This window comes from Niallia circulans (genome assembly GCF_007273535.1).
GTDB lineage: Bacteria > Bacillota > Bacilli > Bacillales > Cytobacillaceae > Niallia > Niallia circulans_B.
Genome location: NZ_RIBP01000004.1, coordinates 2,144,035 through 2,159,644 on the forward strand (window position 1 = coordinate 2,144,035; position 15,610 = coordinate 2,159,644).

Below are 15,610 nucleotides of genomic sequence, written 5' to 3' on the forward strand. Positions count from 1 at the left end.
GTGGGAGATGTCTGCATTCCAGACATCTCTTTTATGCTGTCTTTCTTTCCTGATTAAAAATCGGGTACAATAGAAGAATCATGGAACAAAAGGGATGAATGTGTTTGGAAAAGGTGTTAGTAAATATTAAATCCAGAGAGAAGCGGTTTGCTTATCTCTTCAATAATAAGTTAGAAAGACTATATATTGAGCAGCCCCAGCAGAAGTCTGCTGTTGGCAATATATATGTGGGAATTGTAACAAAGGTGGCACCTGGTATGAATGCAGCCTTTGTCGATATTGGCGAGGACAAAAACTGTTATTTGCCAAAGGATAAGCTAGCTTCCTATTCAGCTGATGCTAATCCTTTAGATGAAAAGAAAAACACAAGTATATCGACATATGTTAGGCAAGGGGAAAAGCTGCTTGTTCAGGTTGTCAAGGATGCGACAGGGACAAAGGGTCCAAAGCTGACAGGAATTGTTGAGCTGCAAAAGGAAAACCTTGTCTATATGCCTTATGGGAGGTATATTGCTGTCTCGAAAAAGCTGGCTGACCAAAAAATGCAAAAGCAATTGCGTTCCATTGGGAAAAAACTGACAGCTCAATCAGAAGGACTGATCTTTCGGACAAGTGCTGCAAATGCCAGTGAAGCAGAACTTACAGCAGAAGTAGACGGTTTGCGAAAGAAGCATACCGAATTATCAAGACTTGCTGCCACTGCCAAAAAACCAGCATTGCTTTTAGCCAATAATGATTACGAACGAGAGCTGTTTCGCGTGTTTGAAAAGCTGGAATCAGGCGAGGTTTTTGTTGATACACAGACAGAAGCAACAGGCTGGAGCAGTATCTTTCCGAAGCTAACCTTTCATTATTATGCTGATCATAAAAATCTTTTTTCCTTCTTTTCTATCGAGAAGGACATTCAGGATGCCTTAAAAAGAATCGTTTGGCTTGAAAAGGGAGCGTATTTGATTGTTGATGAAACGGAAGCGGCGACGATTATTGATGTGAATACAGGTAAGTATGAGGGTAGGCATAATTTAGAGCAAACAGCCTTTGATACGAATCGGTATGCTGCACTTGAAGCAGCCAGACAACTGAAAATAAGAGATTTATCGGGAATTATTTTAATTGATTTTATCGACATGCCAAAGGAGCATGAAAAGAAAATCGAAGAAATAATCATTAAAGAGCTGCAGAAGGACAGCAGGCAAACAAAGGTCATTGGCTTTACTGCACTCGGTATTCTCCAAATTACCCGCAAAAAAACGGTCGTGCCGCTCTCACAAGCTGTTAAAACAAAATGTCCTGTTTGTGCCGGCACTGGTACTGTAATGAGCGCTGAAAGTATGGCCTTTAAGCTTGAGCGGGAATTATGGGAATTTGAAAGAAGTGATCACGATTTAATAGAAGTAGAGGCGGAGCGTGAGGTTATTAAAGTTTTCGCAGGGAAAGACAAGCAGCATATAAAGCGTCTCGAAGAAATACTTGGCCTCCAAATCAACATGATTGAAAGAGACTTTGTTATTCCAGATTATCATATAAAGTACATTGGCCAAAAAAAATAATAGCTAAGAGAAACCAAAACGATTGATTGACAGTATCCTGAATTCGTGTTAGTATTTTAATGTTGTTTGTAGCACCCGCTACTACAACCGCACAGAACAGGTTACATAAGTCTTTGGTAACAAAGCGCCTGTGATTGGCGAGTCTTAGTATAACAAGGAGGTGCATTTTAATGTACGCAATTATTGAAACAGGCGGAAAGCAAATCAAAGTTGAAGAAGGTCAAGCTATCTACATTGAGAAATTAAACAGTGAAGCTGGTGAGACAGTTACTTTCGACCGCGTTCTTTTCGTTGGCGGAGAAAATGTAAAAGTAGGAAGCCCAGTTGTTGAAGGAGCTACTGTTACAGCTAAAGTTGAAAAACAAGGCCGTCAAAAGAAAATCATCGTTTTCAAATACAAAGCGAAGAAAAACTATCATAAAAAGCAAGGTCATCGTCAACCGTACACAAAAGTTGTTATTGAAAAAATCAACGCGTAAGGTGTTTGTATGATCGACATAACGATTAACAAAACAGATTCAGGCGTTATTGAATCATTTACAATAAGCGGTCATGCCTTGTTTGCTAATTATGGGAATGATATTGTCTGTGCTGGTGTTTCGGCTGTCTCCATCGGAGCGATTAACGCGGTTATATCCATTACAGGCATTACACCTGATATAGAGCAAGGCGAGGATGGCGGATTTTTGAGCTGCGGCATACCTGCGAATATTCCTGCTGAAACCCGTGAAAGAATTCAACTTCTTTTAGAGGGTATGATTGTTTCCTTGGAGACGATTGAACGGGACTATGGCAAGCATGTTGCAATCAAGTATAATAATTAAATAGGAGGTGGAACGAATGTTAAGATTAGATCTTCAGTTTTTTGCATCGAAAAAAGGGGTAGGTTCTACAAAGAACGGACGTGACTCCATTTCTAAACGTTTAGGAGCTAAACGTGCAGATGGTCAATTAGTAACTGGTGGAAGCATTCTTTACCGTCAACGCGGTACAAAAATCTATCCAGGAGTTAACGTTGGTCGTGGTGGCGATGATACACTATTCGCAAAAGTTGACGGAATCGTTAAATTTGAGCGTCTAGGCCGTGATCGCAAACAAGTTAGCGTATACCCAGTAGCACAAGAAGCATAAGTTTCTTATGAAAAGGCTGGCTCTTTTGGAGTCAGTCTTTTATTTTATTTAGCTTTTCAGCACTTAGACAGACAGCATGTATGCTTTCTGTCTAAGTGCTGAAAGAAAAGATTTGCATTTTTTTGCTATATTTTTACGTGTCGTTTCATTTTTTGTTATACTTACATACGAGAAGTCTTCTGACACTTAATAACCGTGTAGGAGTACGATAATGAACAGAGACTGGGATACAATTGAATTTTTGAGACATGTACGCCATGATTGGCTAAATAAAATCCAACTTATCAAAGGGAATATGGCATTAAACAAAAAAGAGCGCGTCGAAGAAATCATTGATGACATCATTTTGGAAGCTCAGCAGGAGGCGAAGCTTTCTAATTTGGAGCTTCCGGCGTTTGCAGCTAAAATATTGACGTCCAATTGGGAAAGCTATTCATTTCGTTTGGAATATGAAGTGCTTAATGAACAAAAGTGTCATGGTATAGAAGACTTTGCACTGACTGACTGGACGAGCCGATTTTTTTCTGTATTGGATAAAAGCATTAAAAAATACCATGATAATAATCTTTCCGTGTCAATCGAGCCACAATTAGCGGAAACTCGATTGTTTTTTGATTTTAGCGGAATAATAGAAGAGAAAAGGCTGCTTATCGATTTTCTGCAGGAGGAGCTGAAAGATGGTTTTCTTGTCGAAAAAAGTGATATTTCTGATGAGGAATTAACGGTAGAGTTACTAATAAAGCAGCATAAGGATAAGAATTAATTATATTTCGAGTCATAGGCTTAGTTAAAAGCCTATTTTAGGAGGAAGTTGTAATATGTTTGTTGATCAGGTCAAGATTTACGTGAAAGGCGGCGACGGCGGCAATGGAATGGTTGCCTTTCGCAGAGAGAAATATGTTCCAAAAGGCGGACCAGCTGGCGGAGATGGCGGTAATGGAGCAGATGTAGTATTTGAAGTAGAAGAAGGCTTGCGCACATTAATGGATTTCCGCTACAAGCGCCACTTTAAGGCACCGCGCGGAGAGCACGGAATGTCTAAGAACCAGCACGGCAGGAATTCAAAGGACATGATTGTCAAGGTTCCTCCAGGCACTGTTGTGACAGATGCGGTAACAGGAGAAACGATTGCAGATTTAACACAGCATGGTCAGCAGGCAGTCATTGCTAAAGCTGGTCGCGGAGGACGTGGAAATTCCCGTTTTGCTAGTCCATCGAATCCTGCTCCAGAGCTTTCTGAAAACGGTGAGCCTGGCCAAGAGCGCGAAGTAACACTAGAGCTTAAAGTATTGGCAGATGTCGGTCTTGTTGGCTTTCCAAGTGTAGGTAAATCAACACTTCTTTCTGTCGTGTCTGCAGCGAAACCTAAAATTGCTGATTATCATTTCACGACTATCGTTCCAAACTTAGGAATGGTAGAAACAGAGGATAGCAGAAGCTTTGTAATGGCAGATTTGCCAGGACTAATTGAAGGTGCGCACTCTGGTGTCGGATTAGGTCATCAGTTCCTGCGTCATATTGAACGTACAAGAGTTATCGTCCATGTTATTGATATGGCTGCAATCGAGGGCAGAGATCCTTTTGAAGATTATATTACGATCAATAAGGAGCTACAAGAGTACAACATGCGCCTTCTTGAAAGACCGCAAATCATCGTTGCCAATAAAATGGACATGCCTGATGCTGAGGAGAACTTGAAGGTCTTCAAAGAAAAACTGGAAGAAGATTATCCTATTTTCCCTGTCTCTGCAATTACGAGAACAGGCTTAAGAGATTTGCTGTTTGCCATAGCAGATAAATTGGAAACAACACCTGAGTTCCCGCTTGAGGAAGTGCAAGAAGAGGCTGGAGTTCACCGTGTGCTATACAAGCATGAGGCGGATGAGCGTCAATTCTTTATCTCAAGAGACTCTGACGGAAGCTTTGTTCTGACAGGTGAAGGAATTGAAAAACTGTTCAAGATGACTGACTTCTCAAGAGATGAGTCTGTGAAACGATTTGCTCGTCAAATGAGGGGTATGGGAATAGATGAAGAGTTAAGACAACGTGGTGCAAAAGATGGGGACATCGTAAAATTAATGGAATATGAATTTGAGTTCATTGATTAATCTTGCTTAATGATGTTTCTCTCTCCTTTTATGGCAAGTCTAAGCCATAAACTAAATTTGCTAAACTTTCATGGAGGTATCTCCATGGAAGTTTCACTTTAGCCTTAAAAAGAGGGTGAGCGAATGAAACAGAATAAATTGGATCAGCGTTTTTTTCTAGTCCGTGAGGATGTTCTTTCAGAGGCAATGAAAAAAACATTGGAAGCAAAGGAATTGCTGGAACGAGGAAAAGCAGAATCTGTTTTTGATGCGGTCCAAAAGGTTGATTTAAGCAGAAGTGCTTTTTATAAATACAGAGATACGATATTTCCATTTCATACTGTTGTGAAGGAACGCCTGATTACTTTATTCTTTTATATTGAGGATAGGTCTGGCACGCTTTCTAAATTGCTGAATGTCGTGGCATCAGGTGGCTGTAATGTTTTGACCATTCACCAAACGATTCCATTGCAGGGGCGGGCGAACGTAACCCTTTCCTTAAATACAGCGGAAATGGAAATTTCGATTGATGCATTGCTTGAAAGGCTGCGCATGCTTGAGTTTGTCGAGAAGGTAGAAGTTTTAAGCTCAGGAGCATAATCTGCTCCCTTTTCTTTTCGGAGAGAATTCAGAATTATACATAAACAGTGTTTTAGTTGGAGGAGAAGGACAGTGAAAGTAGGGTATCTTGGACCAAAAGCAACATTTACAAATATTGCAGTAAATAAACTGTTTCCCGATGCGGAGAAACTTCCGTTTATGACAATTCCGAATTGCATGGATGCTGTCATGCAAGGAGAAGTGGAGGCTGCACTTGTGCCTGTTGAAAATACATTAGAGGGTTCTGTTAACATTACGCTAGATTATTTGATTCATGAGGTGGACCTGCCAATCAAAGGGGAGATAACTGTTCCGATCAAACAACATTTGATGGTGCATCCAAATTTTAAAGATAGCTGGAAAGAAGCAGAGACTGTATACAGTCATTCCCATGCTATTGCTCAGTGTCACCGATTCCTGCACGCCGAATGGAATGGTATTAACTGTGAAAATACGACTTCAACAGCAAGAGCTGCCCAGTTTATTAAGGAAAATCCGGAACTTAAGGCGGCATCTATTGGAAATGAACTAACTGCAAATGAATATGGTCTGGAAATTGTTAAAAGGAATATCCATGATTTTGATAATAACCATACGCGTTTTATTATTATTTCCAAAGACAACATTGCCTTTCAGCCGAATGAATGTAAGCTTGTCGGTCACAAAACCAGCTTAATGGTAACACTTCCCGCCGATGAATCTGGAGCACTTCATCAAGTATTGTCGGCATTTGCGTGGAGGAAGCTTAACCTCGTTAAAATAGAATCAAGACCAACAAAAACTGGTCTTGGCAATTATTTCTTCATTATTGATATCGATCGTGAGCTTGATGATGTATTAATTCCAGGTGCGATGTCAGAGCTTGAAGCAATTGGCTGTGAAGTAAAGCTGCTAGGATCATACCCTTTTTATACGGATGCGCAATAAATCTAAAGGAGCCCAATTAATTTGGGCTCCTTTAGTGTATAGGTTTGTTAATAAAGCATACACTCAGTCATCCAACCCTATCAAAAACCCCGCATTTCTTAGAGCAGCTTCTGCTTCTGTCAGGGCAGCTTGGGAGCTTGCAGTTAATGTATGTAAATGGATGCCTGATGTTAGCTGTGATAAATAAACTGCATTTGTGCTTTTGATTTTTTTCATAAACTGCTGTACTTCTTTACGATTGGACACAAGAATAGATGCCGTCAAATCACCGTAAACAGGATGCTCAATTTTAACATCCTTGACAGTTACTCCGTAATCGACAATTAATAGAAGCTCTTCTTCTGTCTTTTCTGGAGCATGGTTACAGGCGATTATTTTTTCAAAAAGCTCAGGCTTTGATTGCTGTAAATATAAATATCCTTGACTTGTGGCAATAATCGGTTCATTTTTCGCTTTCAGCAAGGTAATGTCTCCAACAATTATTTGCCTGCTGACATTTGTCAGCTTTGACAGCTCACTGCCTGTATATGGTCGGCTATTTTCCTTCAGCAAGGATAATATATAGCTCCTTCTGTCTTCACCGAGCATTTTTTTTTCTTCCATAAAACTCCTCCTTAACAATTCCATTCAAGGATGCCCTGTTCTCTTGTATTGTTTAGAGCTTGTTATCCTGTCTTCATACCTTGTCCTATTTTACCAAACTAATCGCTTTAGTCGCCAATAATTTCGATTTTACAGATGAGTTCATCCTGATAAAAGGGAGTTACTATATAAGAACATTTAGCGAGCAGTACATAAATCTTGTGAAAACAGCATAAATTTTTCTGAAGAACGATAACACTTTTTCCACGACAACATAGACTATATGGACATATGCATAGGAGGGAATCTATAGTGAAAATCCATATCGTACAAAAGGGGGATACTCTTTGGGAAATCGCCAAAAAATATGGCGTTAATTTCGAAGAGTTAAAGATGTTAAATTCCCAGCTAAGTAATCCAGATATGATTATGCCCGGTATGAAAGTTAAAGTTCCTACTGCAGGCGGCAGTATAAAAAAAGAAGCGCCAATGGCAGGAATTAAAAAAGAACAACCAATTTATAAAGAGCAACCAATCATCAAAGAACAACCGATTGTAAAAGAACAGCCGATCTTGAAAGAAAAGCCAAAAAAAGAGATGCCTAAGAAGGAAATGCCGAAAAAAGAAAAGCCGCATACTCCAAAAATGCCTAAACCAATCATTCCAGAAATTGATATCCACAATTACTATTCCATGAACATGACAAATGTAGATATAGATGTTGAGGTTGAAGAAAAGCCAGTGCCGCAAAAGCCTATTAATATTGTCCCTATCGTAAAGGAAGAGCCAAAGCAAGAGGTTTGTCCACCGATTATTCCGTATCAGCCATATTGTTATGAGGTATCACCGATGATGCCAGGCTCTGGTTTCCCGCCAGGCGTATGCATTCCAGAAGGTGTGCCAATGGAAACATATCCGATGGATCCATGTCTAACAGACTATCAGGCTCCAATGGTTATGCCTGCACATGGGCATGGAGTAAAGCATAAATGGGAAGAATCTTCCTCATCGTACAATACTCCATTTACACCAAGCACACAGCCATTCCAGCATGCCCAAGTAAGCCCAATGCATGGTCATAAGGAGATGCCTGTTCAGCAGCAGCCATACCAGCATTATGGTCATATGCCAATGCATACTTCTTATGATATGAATGAATCGTCTGATTACACAAATGTTTCTCCAGCAGCATATACGGCTCCAGCACAAATGCAAATGCCTCAGCTTCCGTTCAAAGAAGATTGCGGTTGTGGCGGGCCTGCTATGCCATTTCCAAGTCATGGTCATTCAGCACCAATGGGAATGCAGCAAGGCTTCGACCCAGGAATGGGAGGCCAAATGCCGTTTGGAGGCAATCCGGGAGCAATGGGAATGCAGCAAGGCTTCGACCCAGGAATGGGAGGTCAAATGCCGTTTGGAGGCAATCCGGGAGCAATGGGAATGCAGCAAGGCTTCGACCCAGGAATGGGAGGTCAAATGCCGTTTGGAGGCAATCCGGGAGCAATGGGAATGCAGCAAGGCTTCGACCCAGGAATGGGAGGCCAGATGCCGTTTGGAGGCAATCCGGGAGCAATGGGAATGCAGCAAGGCTTTAACCCAGGAATGGGAGGCCAGATGCCATTCGGTCCGGGAGCAATGGGAATGCAGCAGGGCTTCGACCCAGGAATGGGAGGTCAAATGCCATTCACATATCCAGGTGGAGAACCATTCGGTCCGGGAGCAATGGGAATGCAGCAGGGCTTTAATCCAGAAATGGGTATGCCAATGACTGGTGGCCCAGGATATCCAGCAGGTGGTGGAATGCCTTATATGCAGGAACCTCCATATCCACAAGGAGCAGCAGGAAATGTGCCAATGCAATTTTCGATGGATGACATGGGTGGAATGCAAGGAATGCCTTTTGATGGATTGATGGGCGGCAGTCCTGGTGCACGTGATTTTCATGCGCCACCAATTATGGGTCCAGGAGGAAATGCTCCGATTTTTGCACCTCCATTCCATGGAAACGGGCAGCCTCCATTAGTGCACCCATATGGAATTAATGAAGTGACGCCATTTGGAATGCCTCGTTATATTGACGAAAGCAGTGACTATGAAATTTAACAACAGAGGAGACGATAATTCAGTCTATCGTCTCCTCTCTTTATTACAAACGAGGCTCCCATATCAAGTTAAAGAGCTAAAGCGTATCCGTAAGCAAGTATATTTAGTGATAACAGACTATAATTGGCTAATATTAAAGGAGTTCCCGAGCTATAAAAAACTAAAAATCCAAGAGGCATTTACAAATTCCCTTCATTATGAAGGATTCCAAGCCACCTACCGCTTTTTTTCATTTGATCAGGACCCAATTATTATAGATAATCGCATCTATGGATGCATTGAGTACATACCTGGAAGCCTTAAACCTTTCTCATATGGGGAAAAGGAAAGCAGGCAGGCAGCCTTAGCCTTGTTAGAGCAATATTATGAATGCACGGAAAAGCTCGTTGACGCTTATCGATATGTTTTGCCTCATTTTAATATTTATGAGAAGTGGACGGAAAGAAGTAAGCAGTTTAAGGCAAATTTACCTGTTGCAGCTCCATTTATAAAAAAAGAGTTGCTGCAGGAATTAACCAGCTGGATTGATTGGACACTTTACCAATTAGAAAAAGAAAAAGCTAATTTGGCAAATGAAAAAAAGGTAATATTACATGGGGATGTTGCACATCATAATTTTATCCGAGGAATAAATGGACATTTATATTTAATTGATTTTGATCTTATTAGTATTGGCCCAAGAAGTATGGATTATTTACAATTTGCCAATCGTATTTTACCTATTATTGGCTGGTCCCATTCTCAGCTTCAAAAAATGAATTTGCTGCAGCCATTTTTGCACGAAAGGTCTTTTTTAATTGGATTAGCCTTTCCGACAGATATACTGCGTGAATGGAATCGGCTTATAAGGCAGAATAAGATGGAAAATGACTTGGCCAGAGAGCATGTTGTGGAGTTAACAGAGCAACAATTTTCTAAAAGAAGAAAATTTGTTTATAAAATGATGAAATTAACCGATTAGAGATTGTTAACATGTATGCCTATACTTTCTTAGCATGAAAGGCAGCCCCTTTGAAAAAAATAATGGAGAGCATATTTGCTCAAAACGAAAGATAAAGGGGAGTTTGCATTGATGAAGTGGAATAAGGCGGCAGCTCCATTAACGCTAACTTTCATGCTGTTGGCGGGCTGTGGCAATACAGATCAAGATTTAGACAATGACGGTAAAGCAGAATCTATGCCACTCGGTTATTATTCAAATGAGCGCCATGAACAAGAAAGTACAGGGAATGCAAGGATATTAGGAAATCAAGATAATGATGGACCCTTAACAGAGGCGCTCGACCACACATTTGGAAGTGAAGGCAAACAAAATCGTGCTAATACGAGTAATAATCTAAACTCCCGTACTGAAAATATCGGAAATCGTGTAGATGTGTATGATACAGAGCTGGCAGATAAAATTAACAAGGCTGTATTAGAAGTAAATAATGTAAAAGACGTGCGTACATTAGTATATGAAAACAATGTATTAGTTGCATTGGAAGTGGATAACAGGGCAACCAGCAATAACACAAAATCTGCTGTTCGGAAGGAAATAGATGGCTATATAAATGGGAAAGAAGCATCTATTGTAACAGATAAAGGGATTTTCCTTAATATAGACAGTATCAATAAAGGAATCCGAAAACGTCTTCCAGAAAAAACAATTGATATAAATAAGCGGGACATTATTAGCAAAGCAAATCGGTCCAATAATTTCTAAAAAAATATTGGCATGCATGCAAAACCCAAATTATTATGCAGAATTTTTAGTAGGAAATTCGCGTAATAGTTTGGGTTCTTTATTTTGCTGATTTTTAAATCTATTTACGATAGAAAATCTTTGGGGATATGTCTGGTATCCGCATAAGTAAACGAACTTTGATAACCAAAATGAACAAATTTGTCTGATGAAAATGGATTGTTCTATCCATGTGTAATGATAGTTAACTCCTTAAATTGTTCTTAATTAATAACGATTTAATCGTTTTAAAGAGTTTTTTATAGAAATTCGTTCGATATAATGAAAAAATACAAAGATTTTCCTTTCATTAATGATGATGTTGCTTTATAATGAAGTAAATATTCGTTATAAAGAACGTGTGGAACATACATAGTGGAGGGGAAAATGGTGAAGGTACTTGTGACTGGGGGAGCCAGTAATAGCATGGCAGTTAAGCTAGTAGAAAAGCTAACAGCGAATGGAATGAAGGTAGTGCTGGCAGATAATTGTGAATGGGATTTCGATATAAATCTTAAAGGAATGGCTAGCTATTATAAAACGGATCTGGACAAAAGAGAGCTTGCTACCATTTTTAAACAGGAAGACATAGATATTGTTTTGCATCTAAAACAGGAGCTTATTACCTCTAATGCTATGAAGGATTCATTTGATCAGTCAGAAGTGAATATTGCTACAACGATAAATGTACTGGAGGCATGTGCCGACGCTAAAGTAAAAAAGGTGATTTTTCCAAGTGCTATATCTGTTTATGGAAATCAAACCGAAGAGGCAGTTGAAGATACCTTTTTAGATCCAGCCCTTTTTGAAGGCTTATCGAAAAAGATGGAAGAGAAGTATGTCATGCACTATCATAAGCTATATTCTTTACCATATACCATTTTAAGATTTGCAGATATATATGGCATCCAAAATAAAGGATTCATTACAGCCAATTTGGAAAGAGCGTTAGATGGACAGGCTCCTGTTATTTATGGCGATGGAAAACAGCTTCGGAACTTTATTTATATTGATGATGCCGTTGATGCTATTTTAGCTTCCTTGACAAAGGGAGATAATGAAATAATCAATATTGCCTCACAGCGTATGTACAGTTTCCAAGAAGCAGCAGAAATGATTGGAGAGCAGGTAAATCTGCATCCGATTTATAAGGATTCACAAGACGAATCTGCTTCCTCTTGTTCTGTATCTGTTGCAAAGGCAAAGAATTTTTTAGGTTGGAAAGCAAATATATCATTGCGTGAGGGGCTTGCAAAGGCAATGCAGCAATTAAGCGTCAAAAAGCTTTCTAACTAGTTTATTTTTCTATTTTGGAATTTTGCAAGCATGATTTTAGAGATTATGGTGAGACTAATAGGGAATTTAAGTTTTTCTAGTAAGCTGAAGAGGTGGTTCATAATGAAAACCAGATTCCTTTTATTGTTCTCTATTCTTCTTATCATTCTATTATCTGCGTCCCCGGCCTGGGAGAATGAAGTCAATGCACAATCTCCGAAGAAGTTCGCTGTTCTGCTCCAAAGAGTATATTTAGATGGAGAAGTAAGTGAAGAGTGTATAGAGGAAACGATATGGTCGATGGAAGATTTCTGGTCCAAATATGAGAACTGGCAACTGGTGAATATGGATAGTCACCAATTTGTCTTTAAGCAGGAAATGGATGATATTTCGCCATTACTTAAAGCAAATGGCTATTTCGGAGTCTCAGATGAAGGCATTTTAGGTGTTTACAACGGTAAACCGAATAAGTCGAACATAATCCAATCCTTTTTCCAAATCGACTTAGAGAAGCTGGAATCCACGCAGCAAAAAAGTTTGCAAAACGGTATTCCAATCAAAAACAAGAATCGTTATGTCGAAGTTCTCGAGACATTTAAAAGTCTCGATACCAATAATCTAGCGAATTGATGCCTCAAGTCACTTTTCAGGCAATTGAAAAGAATAGCGATTTTTCAATTGCCTGAGCCAAATATCCTTGTTGTTAAAACCATTGAAGTCGAAAATGGTTTTTTATTATGTTCTTTTTTCTTAATTTTTAGAAAATATCTTATATGGTAGTTTTTCTTTATTATATGCTAAAATAGTCTTTATAGCTTTTATAAGGGAGCGAACAGGATTTGTACGAATATATTAAAGGGAAAATAGAATATATTGGACCTGAATACATAGTGGTTGAAAATAATGACATCGGTTATCAGATAAAAACACCGAATCCTTTCTCTTTCTCATCAATGGCAAAGCAGAATATTATTGTTTATACGTATCATTATGTAAGAGAAGATATGATAAGCTTATACGGTTTCCGCTCACAGGATGAAAAGACTTTATTTACAAAGCTGCTTAATGTATCGGGAATTGGGCCGAAGGGAGCGCTTGCTATTTTGGCTTCAGGTGAGCCGGATCAAGTGATTTCTGCCATTGAAAATGAGGATGAAGCATTTTTAGTGAAATTCCCTGGCGTCGGCAAAAAGACTGCAAGGCAAATGATTCTCGACTTGAAAGGAAAGCTGTCAGACATTATGCCAGATTTCTTTCCCGATTTATTCAATGTGGATGAAGTGGAACAGAAAAAAGCTGGTGCCACACAATTGGATGAAGCACTTCTAGCATTAACTGCACTTGGTTACTCGGATAGAGAGGTAAAGAAGGTCGTGCCGCAGCTGAAGAAGGAACAGCTTACGACAGACGAGTACATAAAGCTTGCGTTAAAGCTGCTTCTCAAATAAAAAAAGGTATCTTTTAAGGAGAGGAGTGGATTATGTTGGATGACCGCATCGTATCTGGAGAAGCCGACTCATTGGAAGTTTCCTTCGAGCAGAGTTTGCGTCCCCTTCGATTAAAAGAGTATATCGGCCAGGATAAAGTGAAAGATAATCTGGAAGTGTTCATAGAAGCGGCAAAATTTAGGGAAGAAGCCCTTGACCATGTCCTGTTGTATGGACCTCCAGGATTAGGGAAAACAACCTTGGCGACGATTATTGCAAATGAAATGGGCGTTAATATCAGGACGACTGCCGGGCCGGCAATTGAAAGGCCAGGTGATTTGGCTGCCATCCTCACTGCATTGGAGCCTGGAGATGTTCTTTTTATTGATGAGATCCACAGACTTCCCCGTTCTATTGAGGAAGTACTTTACCCTGCAATGGAAGACTATTGCTTGGATATTGTGATTGGCAAGGGTCCAAGTGCAAGGTCTGTCCGTCTTGATTTGCCGCCATTTACATTAGTTGGAGCGACAACAAGAGCCGGTTCTGTGTCTGCACCGCTTAGAGACCGATTCGGTGTCTTGAGCAGGCTGGAGTATTATAATGAAAACCAGTTAACAAATATTGTGGTCCGCACGGCCCAAGTACTTAACGTCGATATCGAGGACGGCGCAGCGTTGGAAATTGCCAGAAGATCAAGAGGGACACCAAGGATTGCGAACCGTTTGCTGAGAAGGGTAAGGGATTTTGCCCAAGTTAAAGGGAATGGTAGCATCACGGATAAACTCGCACATGATTCTCTCGAGCTTTTGCAAGTTGACCGTTTAGGTTTAGACCATATTGACCATAAATTATTAATAGGCATGATTCATAAATTTAGAGGCGGACCTGTTGGATTAGAGACAATTGCTGCAACCATTGGTGAGGAGGCTCATACGATTGAGGATGTTTATGAGCCATATTTACTGCAGATAGGCTTTTTGCAGCGAACACCGCGTGGAAGGATTGTCACTGATTTAGGCTACGAGCATTTAAATATAGAAAAAGAGTTTTAAGGATGCATTAAGGGCAAATTGTTCTGTTATGCTTCCAACTAGAGTATATGAGTTCTTAAAAGAGAGATAAGGTGAATTAAAGTGAAAGTAGATTTATTTGATTTTCATCTGCCTGAAGAGTTGATTGCCCAAGTTCCTTTAAAGGACAGAACAAGCAGCCGGCTTATGGTAGTTGATAAGGAAACAGGCAGTTTGGAGCATCGTACATTCAAGGATATCATTGAATACATTAACCCTGGTGACTGCCTTGTTCTTAATGATACGAGAGTTCTTCCTGCAAGACTGCATGGTGAAAAGGAAGATACTGGTGCACATATTGAGGTGCTTCTGCTTAAGCAGCAGGAAGGCGAGCAATGGGAAACTTTAGTAAAGCCTGCAAAGCGTGTGAAGAAGGGAACAATTATTTCCTTTGGAGCTGGTAAACTGAAGGCAGTATGTAAAGAAGAGCTGGAGCATGGAGGAAGAGTTCTGGAATTCCTGTATGACGGAATTTTTTATGAAATCCTCGATGAGCTTGGCGAAATGCCTCTGCCGCCATACATAAAGGAAACATTGGATGATCAGGACAGATATCAAACTGTTTATGCAAAGGAAAGAGGTTCTGCTGCTGCTCCGACTGCTGGTCTTCATTTTACAGAGGAGCTGCTTGAGGAATTAAAGGCAAAAGGCGTTCATATTGCTTTTATCACATTACATGTTGGCCTTGGTACTTTCCGCCCAGTAAATGTCGATGATATTGATAAGCATGAGATGCATGCTGAATTTTATCAGCTAACTGCTGGCACTGCCAAGTTATTGAACAAGGTGAGAGAAGAAGGCGGCCGTATTTTGTCTGTCGGCACTACATCGACTCGCACATTAGAGACAATTGCCAGTGCAAATGATGGCAAGTTTGTGGAAAGTAACGGCTGGACGAGCATATTTATATATCCTGGTTATGAATTCAAAGGAATTGATGGAATGATAACGAATTTTCATTTGCCGAAATCAACACTTATTATGCTTGTAAGTGCCCTTTCAAGCAGAGAGAACATTCTTCATGCCTATGAAACTGCCGTGCAAGAACGTTACCGGTTCTTTAGCTTTGGAGATGCTATGTTCATCAGATAATACTTTTTCAAAGGCTATTGCATTTTTTTAATAAAGGAGA

The 15,610-nt window shown here is 40.0% G+C and carries 17 protein-coding genes and 1 other annotated feature; of the genes, 16 read left to right on the plus strand and 1 reads right to left on the minus strand.

The window, feature by feature from the left end; genetic code table 11:
• The first annotated feature begins 113 nt into the window (after positions 1-113).
• The 8 genes from CEQ21_RS18435 (at position 114) to pheA (ending at position 6,295) form a co-directional block, all read left to right on the plus strand.
• Positions 114-1,550: an Rne/Rng family ribonuclease gene (locus CEQ21_RS18435; protein ID WP_235907401.1), complete on the plus strand. Its 1,437-nt coding sequence runs from the start codon at positions 114-116 to the stop codon at positions 1,548-1,550.
• Positions 1,551-1,625: 75 nt separating this feature from the next.
• Positions 1,626-1,705 (plus strand) — a sequence feature (ribosomal protein L21 leader region).
• Positions 1,706-1,720: 15 nt separating this feature from the next.
• Entirely contained in the window at positions 1,721-2,029 is a 309-nt protein-coding gene (rplU, locus tag CEQ21_RS18440) for a 50S ribosomal protein L21 (protein ID WP_127737291.1), read from the plus strand.
• A gap of 9 nt (positions 2,030-2,038) precedes the next feature.
• Entirely contained in the window at positions 2,039-2,374 is a 336-nt protein-coding gene (locus CEQ21_RS18445; protein ID WP_185765776.1) for a ribosomal-processing cysteine protease Prp, read from the plus strand.
• 16 nt (positions 2,375-2,390) lie between these two features.
• Positions 2,391-2,681 (plus strand): 50S ribosomal protein L27, encoded by a 291-nt coding sequence (rpmA, locus tag CEQ21_RS18450; protein ID WP_016201696.1) that lies wholly within the window; start codon positions 2,391-2,393, stop codon positions 2,679-2,681.
• 211 nt (positions 2,682-2,892) lie between these two features.
• The gene (locus CEQ21_RS18455; protein ID WP_185765777.1) at positions 2,893-3,444 is read left to right on the plus strand and encodes a Spo0B C-terminal domain-containing protein; all 552 of its coding nucleotides are present in this window, start codon (positions 2,893-2,895) and stop codon (positions 3,442-3,444) included.
• A 55-nt stretch (positions 3,445-3,499) separates the two neighbouring features.
• Entirely contained in the window at positions 3,500-4,789 is a 1,290-nt protein-coding gene (gene obgE / locus CEQ21_RS18460) for a GTPase ObgE (RefSeq protein WP_185765778.1), read from the plus strand.
• A 123-nt stretch (positions 4,790-4,912) separates the two neighbouring features.
• Positions 4,913-5,368, plus strand: a complete 456-nt coding sequence (locus tag CEQ21_RS18465; protein ID WP_127737300.1) for an ACT domain-containing protein — start codon at positions 4,913-4,915, stop codon at positions 5,366-5,368.
• A gap of 72 nt (positions 5,369-5,440) precedes the next feature.
• Positions 5,441-6,295, plus strand: a complete 855-nt coding sequence (gene pheA, locus CEQ21_RS18470; RefSeq protein WP_185765779.1) for a prephenate dehydratase — start codon at positions 5,441-5,443, stop codon at positions 6,293-6,295.
• A 63-nt stretch (positions 6,296-6,358) separates the two neighbouring features.
• Here the strand turns inward: pheA and CEQ21_RS18475 are convergent, their stop codons facing one another.
• Positions 6,359-6,898: a transcription repressor NadR gene (locus CEQ21_RS18475; protein ID WP_185765780.1), complete on the minus strand. Its 540-nt coding sequence runs from the start codon at positions 6,896-6,898 to the stop codon at positions 6,359-6,361.
• 291 nt (positions 6,899-7,189) lie between these two features.
• Between CEQ21_RS18475 and safA the strand changes: the two genes are divergently transcribed.
• The 8 genes from safA to queA all read left to right on the plus strand — a co-directional run bounded on the left by safA (position 7,190) and on the right by queA (position 15,570).
• On the plus strand, positions 7,190-8,980 hold the full coding sequence (safA, locus tag CEQ21_RS18480) for a SafA/ExsA family spore coat assembly protein (protein ID WP_185765781.1): 1,791 nt from the start codon (positions 7,190-7,192) through the stop codon (positions 8,978-8,980).
• Positions 8,970-9,941, plus strand: coding sequence for a phosphotransferase (locus CEQ21_RS18485; RefSeq protein WP_185765782.1), 972 nt, complete (start codon positions 8,970-8,972; stop codon positions 9,939-9,941). The genes safA and CEQ21_RS18485 overlap by 11 nt, the downstream gene beginning before the upstream one ends.
• A gap of 111 nt (positions 9,942-10,052) precedes the next feature.
• Positions 10,053-10,685: a YhcN/YlaJ family sporulation lipoprotein gene (locus CEQ21_RS18490; RefSeq protein ID WP_185765783.1), complete on the plus strand. Its 633-nt coding sequence runs from the start codon at positions 10,053-10,055 to the stop codon at positions 10,683-10,685.
• A 405-nt stretch (positions 10,686-11,090) separates the two neighbouring features.
• The gene (locus CEQ21_RS18495; RefSeq protein WP_185765784.1) at positions 11,091-11,999 is read left to right on the plus strand and encodes an NAD-dependent epimerase/dehydratase family protein; all 909 of its coding nucleotides are present in this window, start codon (positions 11,091-11,093) and stop codon (positions 11,997-11,999) included.
• Between the two features lie 102 nt (positions 12,000-12,101).
• Positions 12,102-12,608 (plus strand): intercompartmental signaling factor BofC, encoded by a 507-nt coding sequence (locus CEQ21_RS18500; protein WP_185765785.1) that lies wholly within the window; start codon positions 12,102-12,104, stop codon positions 12,606-12,608.
• A gap of 209 nt (positions 12,609-12,817) precedes the next feature.
• Positions 12,818-13,426, plus strand: coding sequence for a Holliday junction branch migration protein RuvA (gene ruvA / locus CEQ21_RS18505; protein WP_185765786.1), 609 nt, complete (start codon positions 12,818-12,820; stop codon positions 13,424-13,426).
• Positions 13,427-13,461: 35 nt separating this feature from the next.
• Positions 13,462-14,460 (plus strand): Holliday junction branch migration DNA helicase RuvB, encoded by a 999-nt coding sequence (ruvB, locus tag CEQ21_RS18510; RefSeq protein WP_185767323.1) that lies wholly within the window; start codon positions 13,462-13,464, stop codon positions 14,458-14,460.
• 81 nt (positions 14,461-14,541) lie between these two features.
• Positions 14,542-15,570, plus strand: a complete 1,029-nt coding sequence (gene queA, locus CEQ21_RS18515) for a tRNA preQ1(34) S-adenosylmethionine ribosyltransferase-isomerase QueA (RefSeq protein ID WP_185765787.1) — start codon at positions 14,542-14,544, stop codon at positions 15,568-15,570.
• The last annotated feature ends 40 nt before the right edge of the window (positions 15,571-15,610 follow it).

Coding starts and splice junctions, on each gene's coding strand:
- rpmA (WP_016201696.1), top strand. CDS start 2,391: ATGTTAAGATTAGATCTTCAGTTTTTTGCATCGAAAAAAGGGGTAGGT.
- CEQ21_RS18455 (WP_185765777.1), top strand. CDS start 2,893: ATGAACAGAGACTGGGATACAATTGAATTTTTGAGACATGTACGCCAT.
- CEQ21_RS18495 (WP_185765784.1), top strand. CDS start 11,091: ATGGTGAAGGTACTTGTGACTGGGGGAGCCAGTAATAGCATGGCAGTT.
- CEQ21_RS18445 (WP_185765776.1), top strand. CDS start 2,039: ATGATCGACATAACGATTAACAAAACAGATTCAGGCGTTATTGAATCA.
- CEQ21_RS18500 (WP_185765785.1), top strand. CDS start 12,102: ATGAAAACCAGATTCCTTTTATTGTTCTCTATTCTTCTTATCATTCTA.
- CEQ21_RS18465 (WP_127737300.1), top strand. CDS start 4,913: ATGAAACAGAATAAATTGGATCAGCGTTTTTTTCTAGTCCGTGAGGAT.
- CEQ21_RS18485 (WP_185765782.1), top strand. CDS start 8,970: ATGAAATTTAACAACAGAGGAGACGATAATTCAGTCTATCGTCTCCTC.
- rplU (WP_127737291.1), top strand. CDS start 1,721: ATGTACGCAATTATTGAAACAGGCGGAAAGCAAATCAAAGTTGAAGAA.
- CEQ21_RS18475 (WP_185765780.1), bottom strand. CDS start 6,898: ATGGAAGAAAAAAAAATGCTCGGTGAAGACAGAAGGAGCTATATATTA.
- obgE (WP_185765778.1), top strand. CDS start 3,500: ATGTTTGTTGATCAGGTCAAGATTTACGTGAAAGGCGGCGACGGCGGC.
- CEQ21_RS18490 (WP_185765783.1), top strand. CDS start 10,053: ATGAAGTGGAATAAGGCGGCAGCTCCATTAACGCTAACTTTCATGCTG.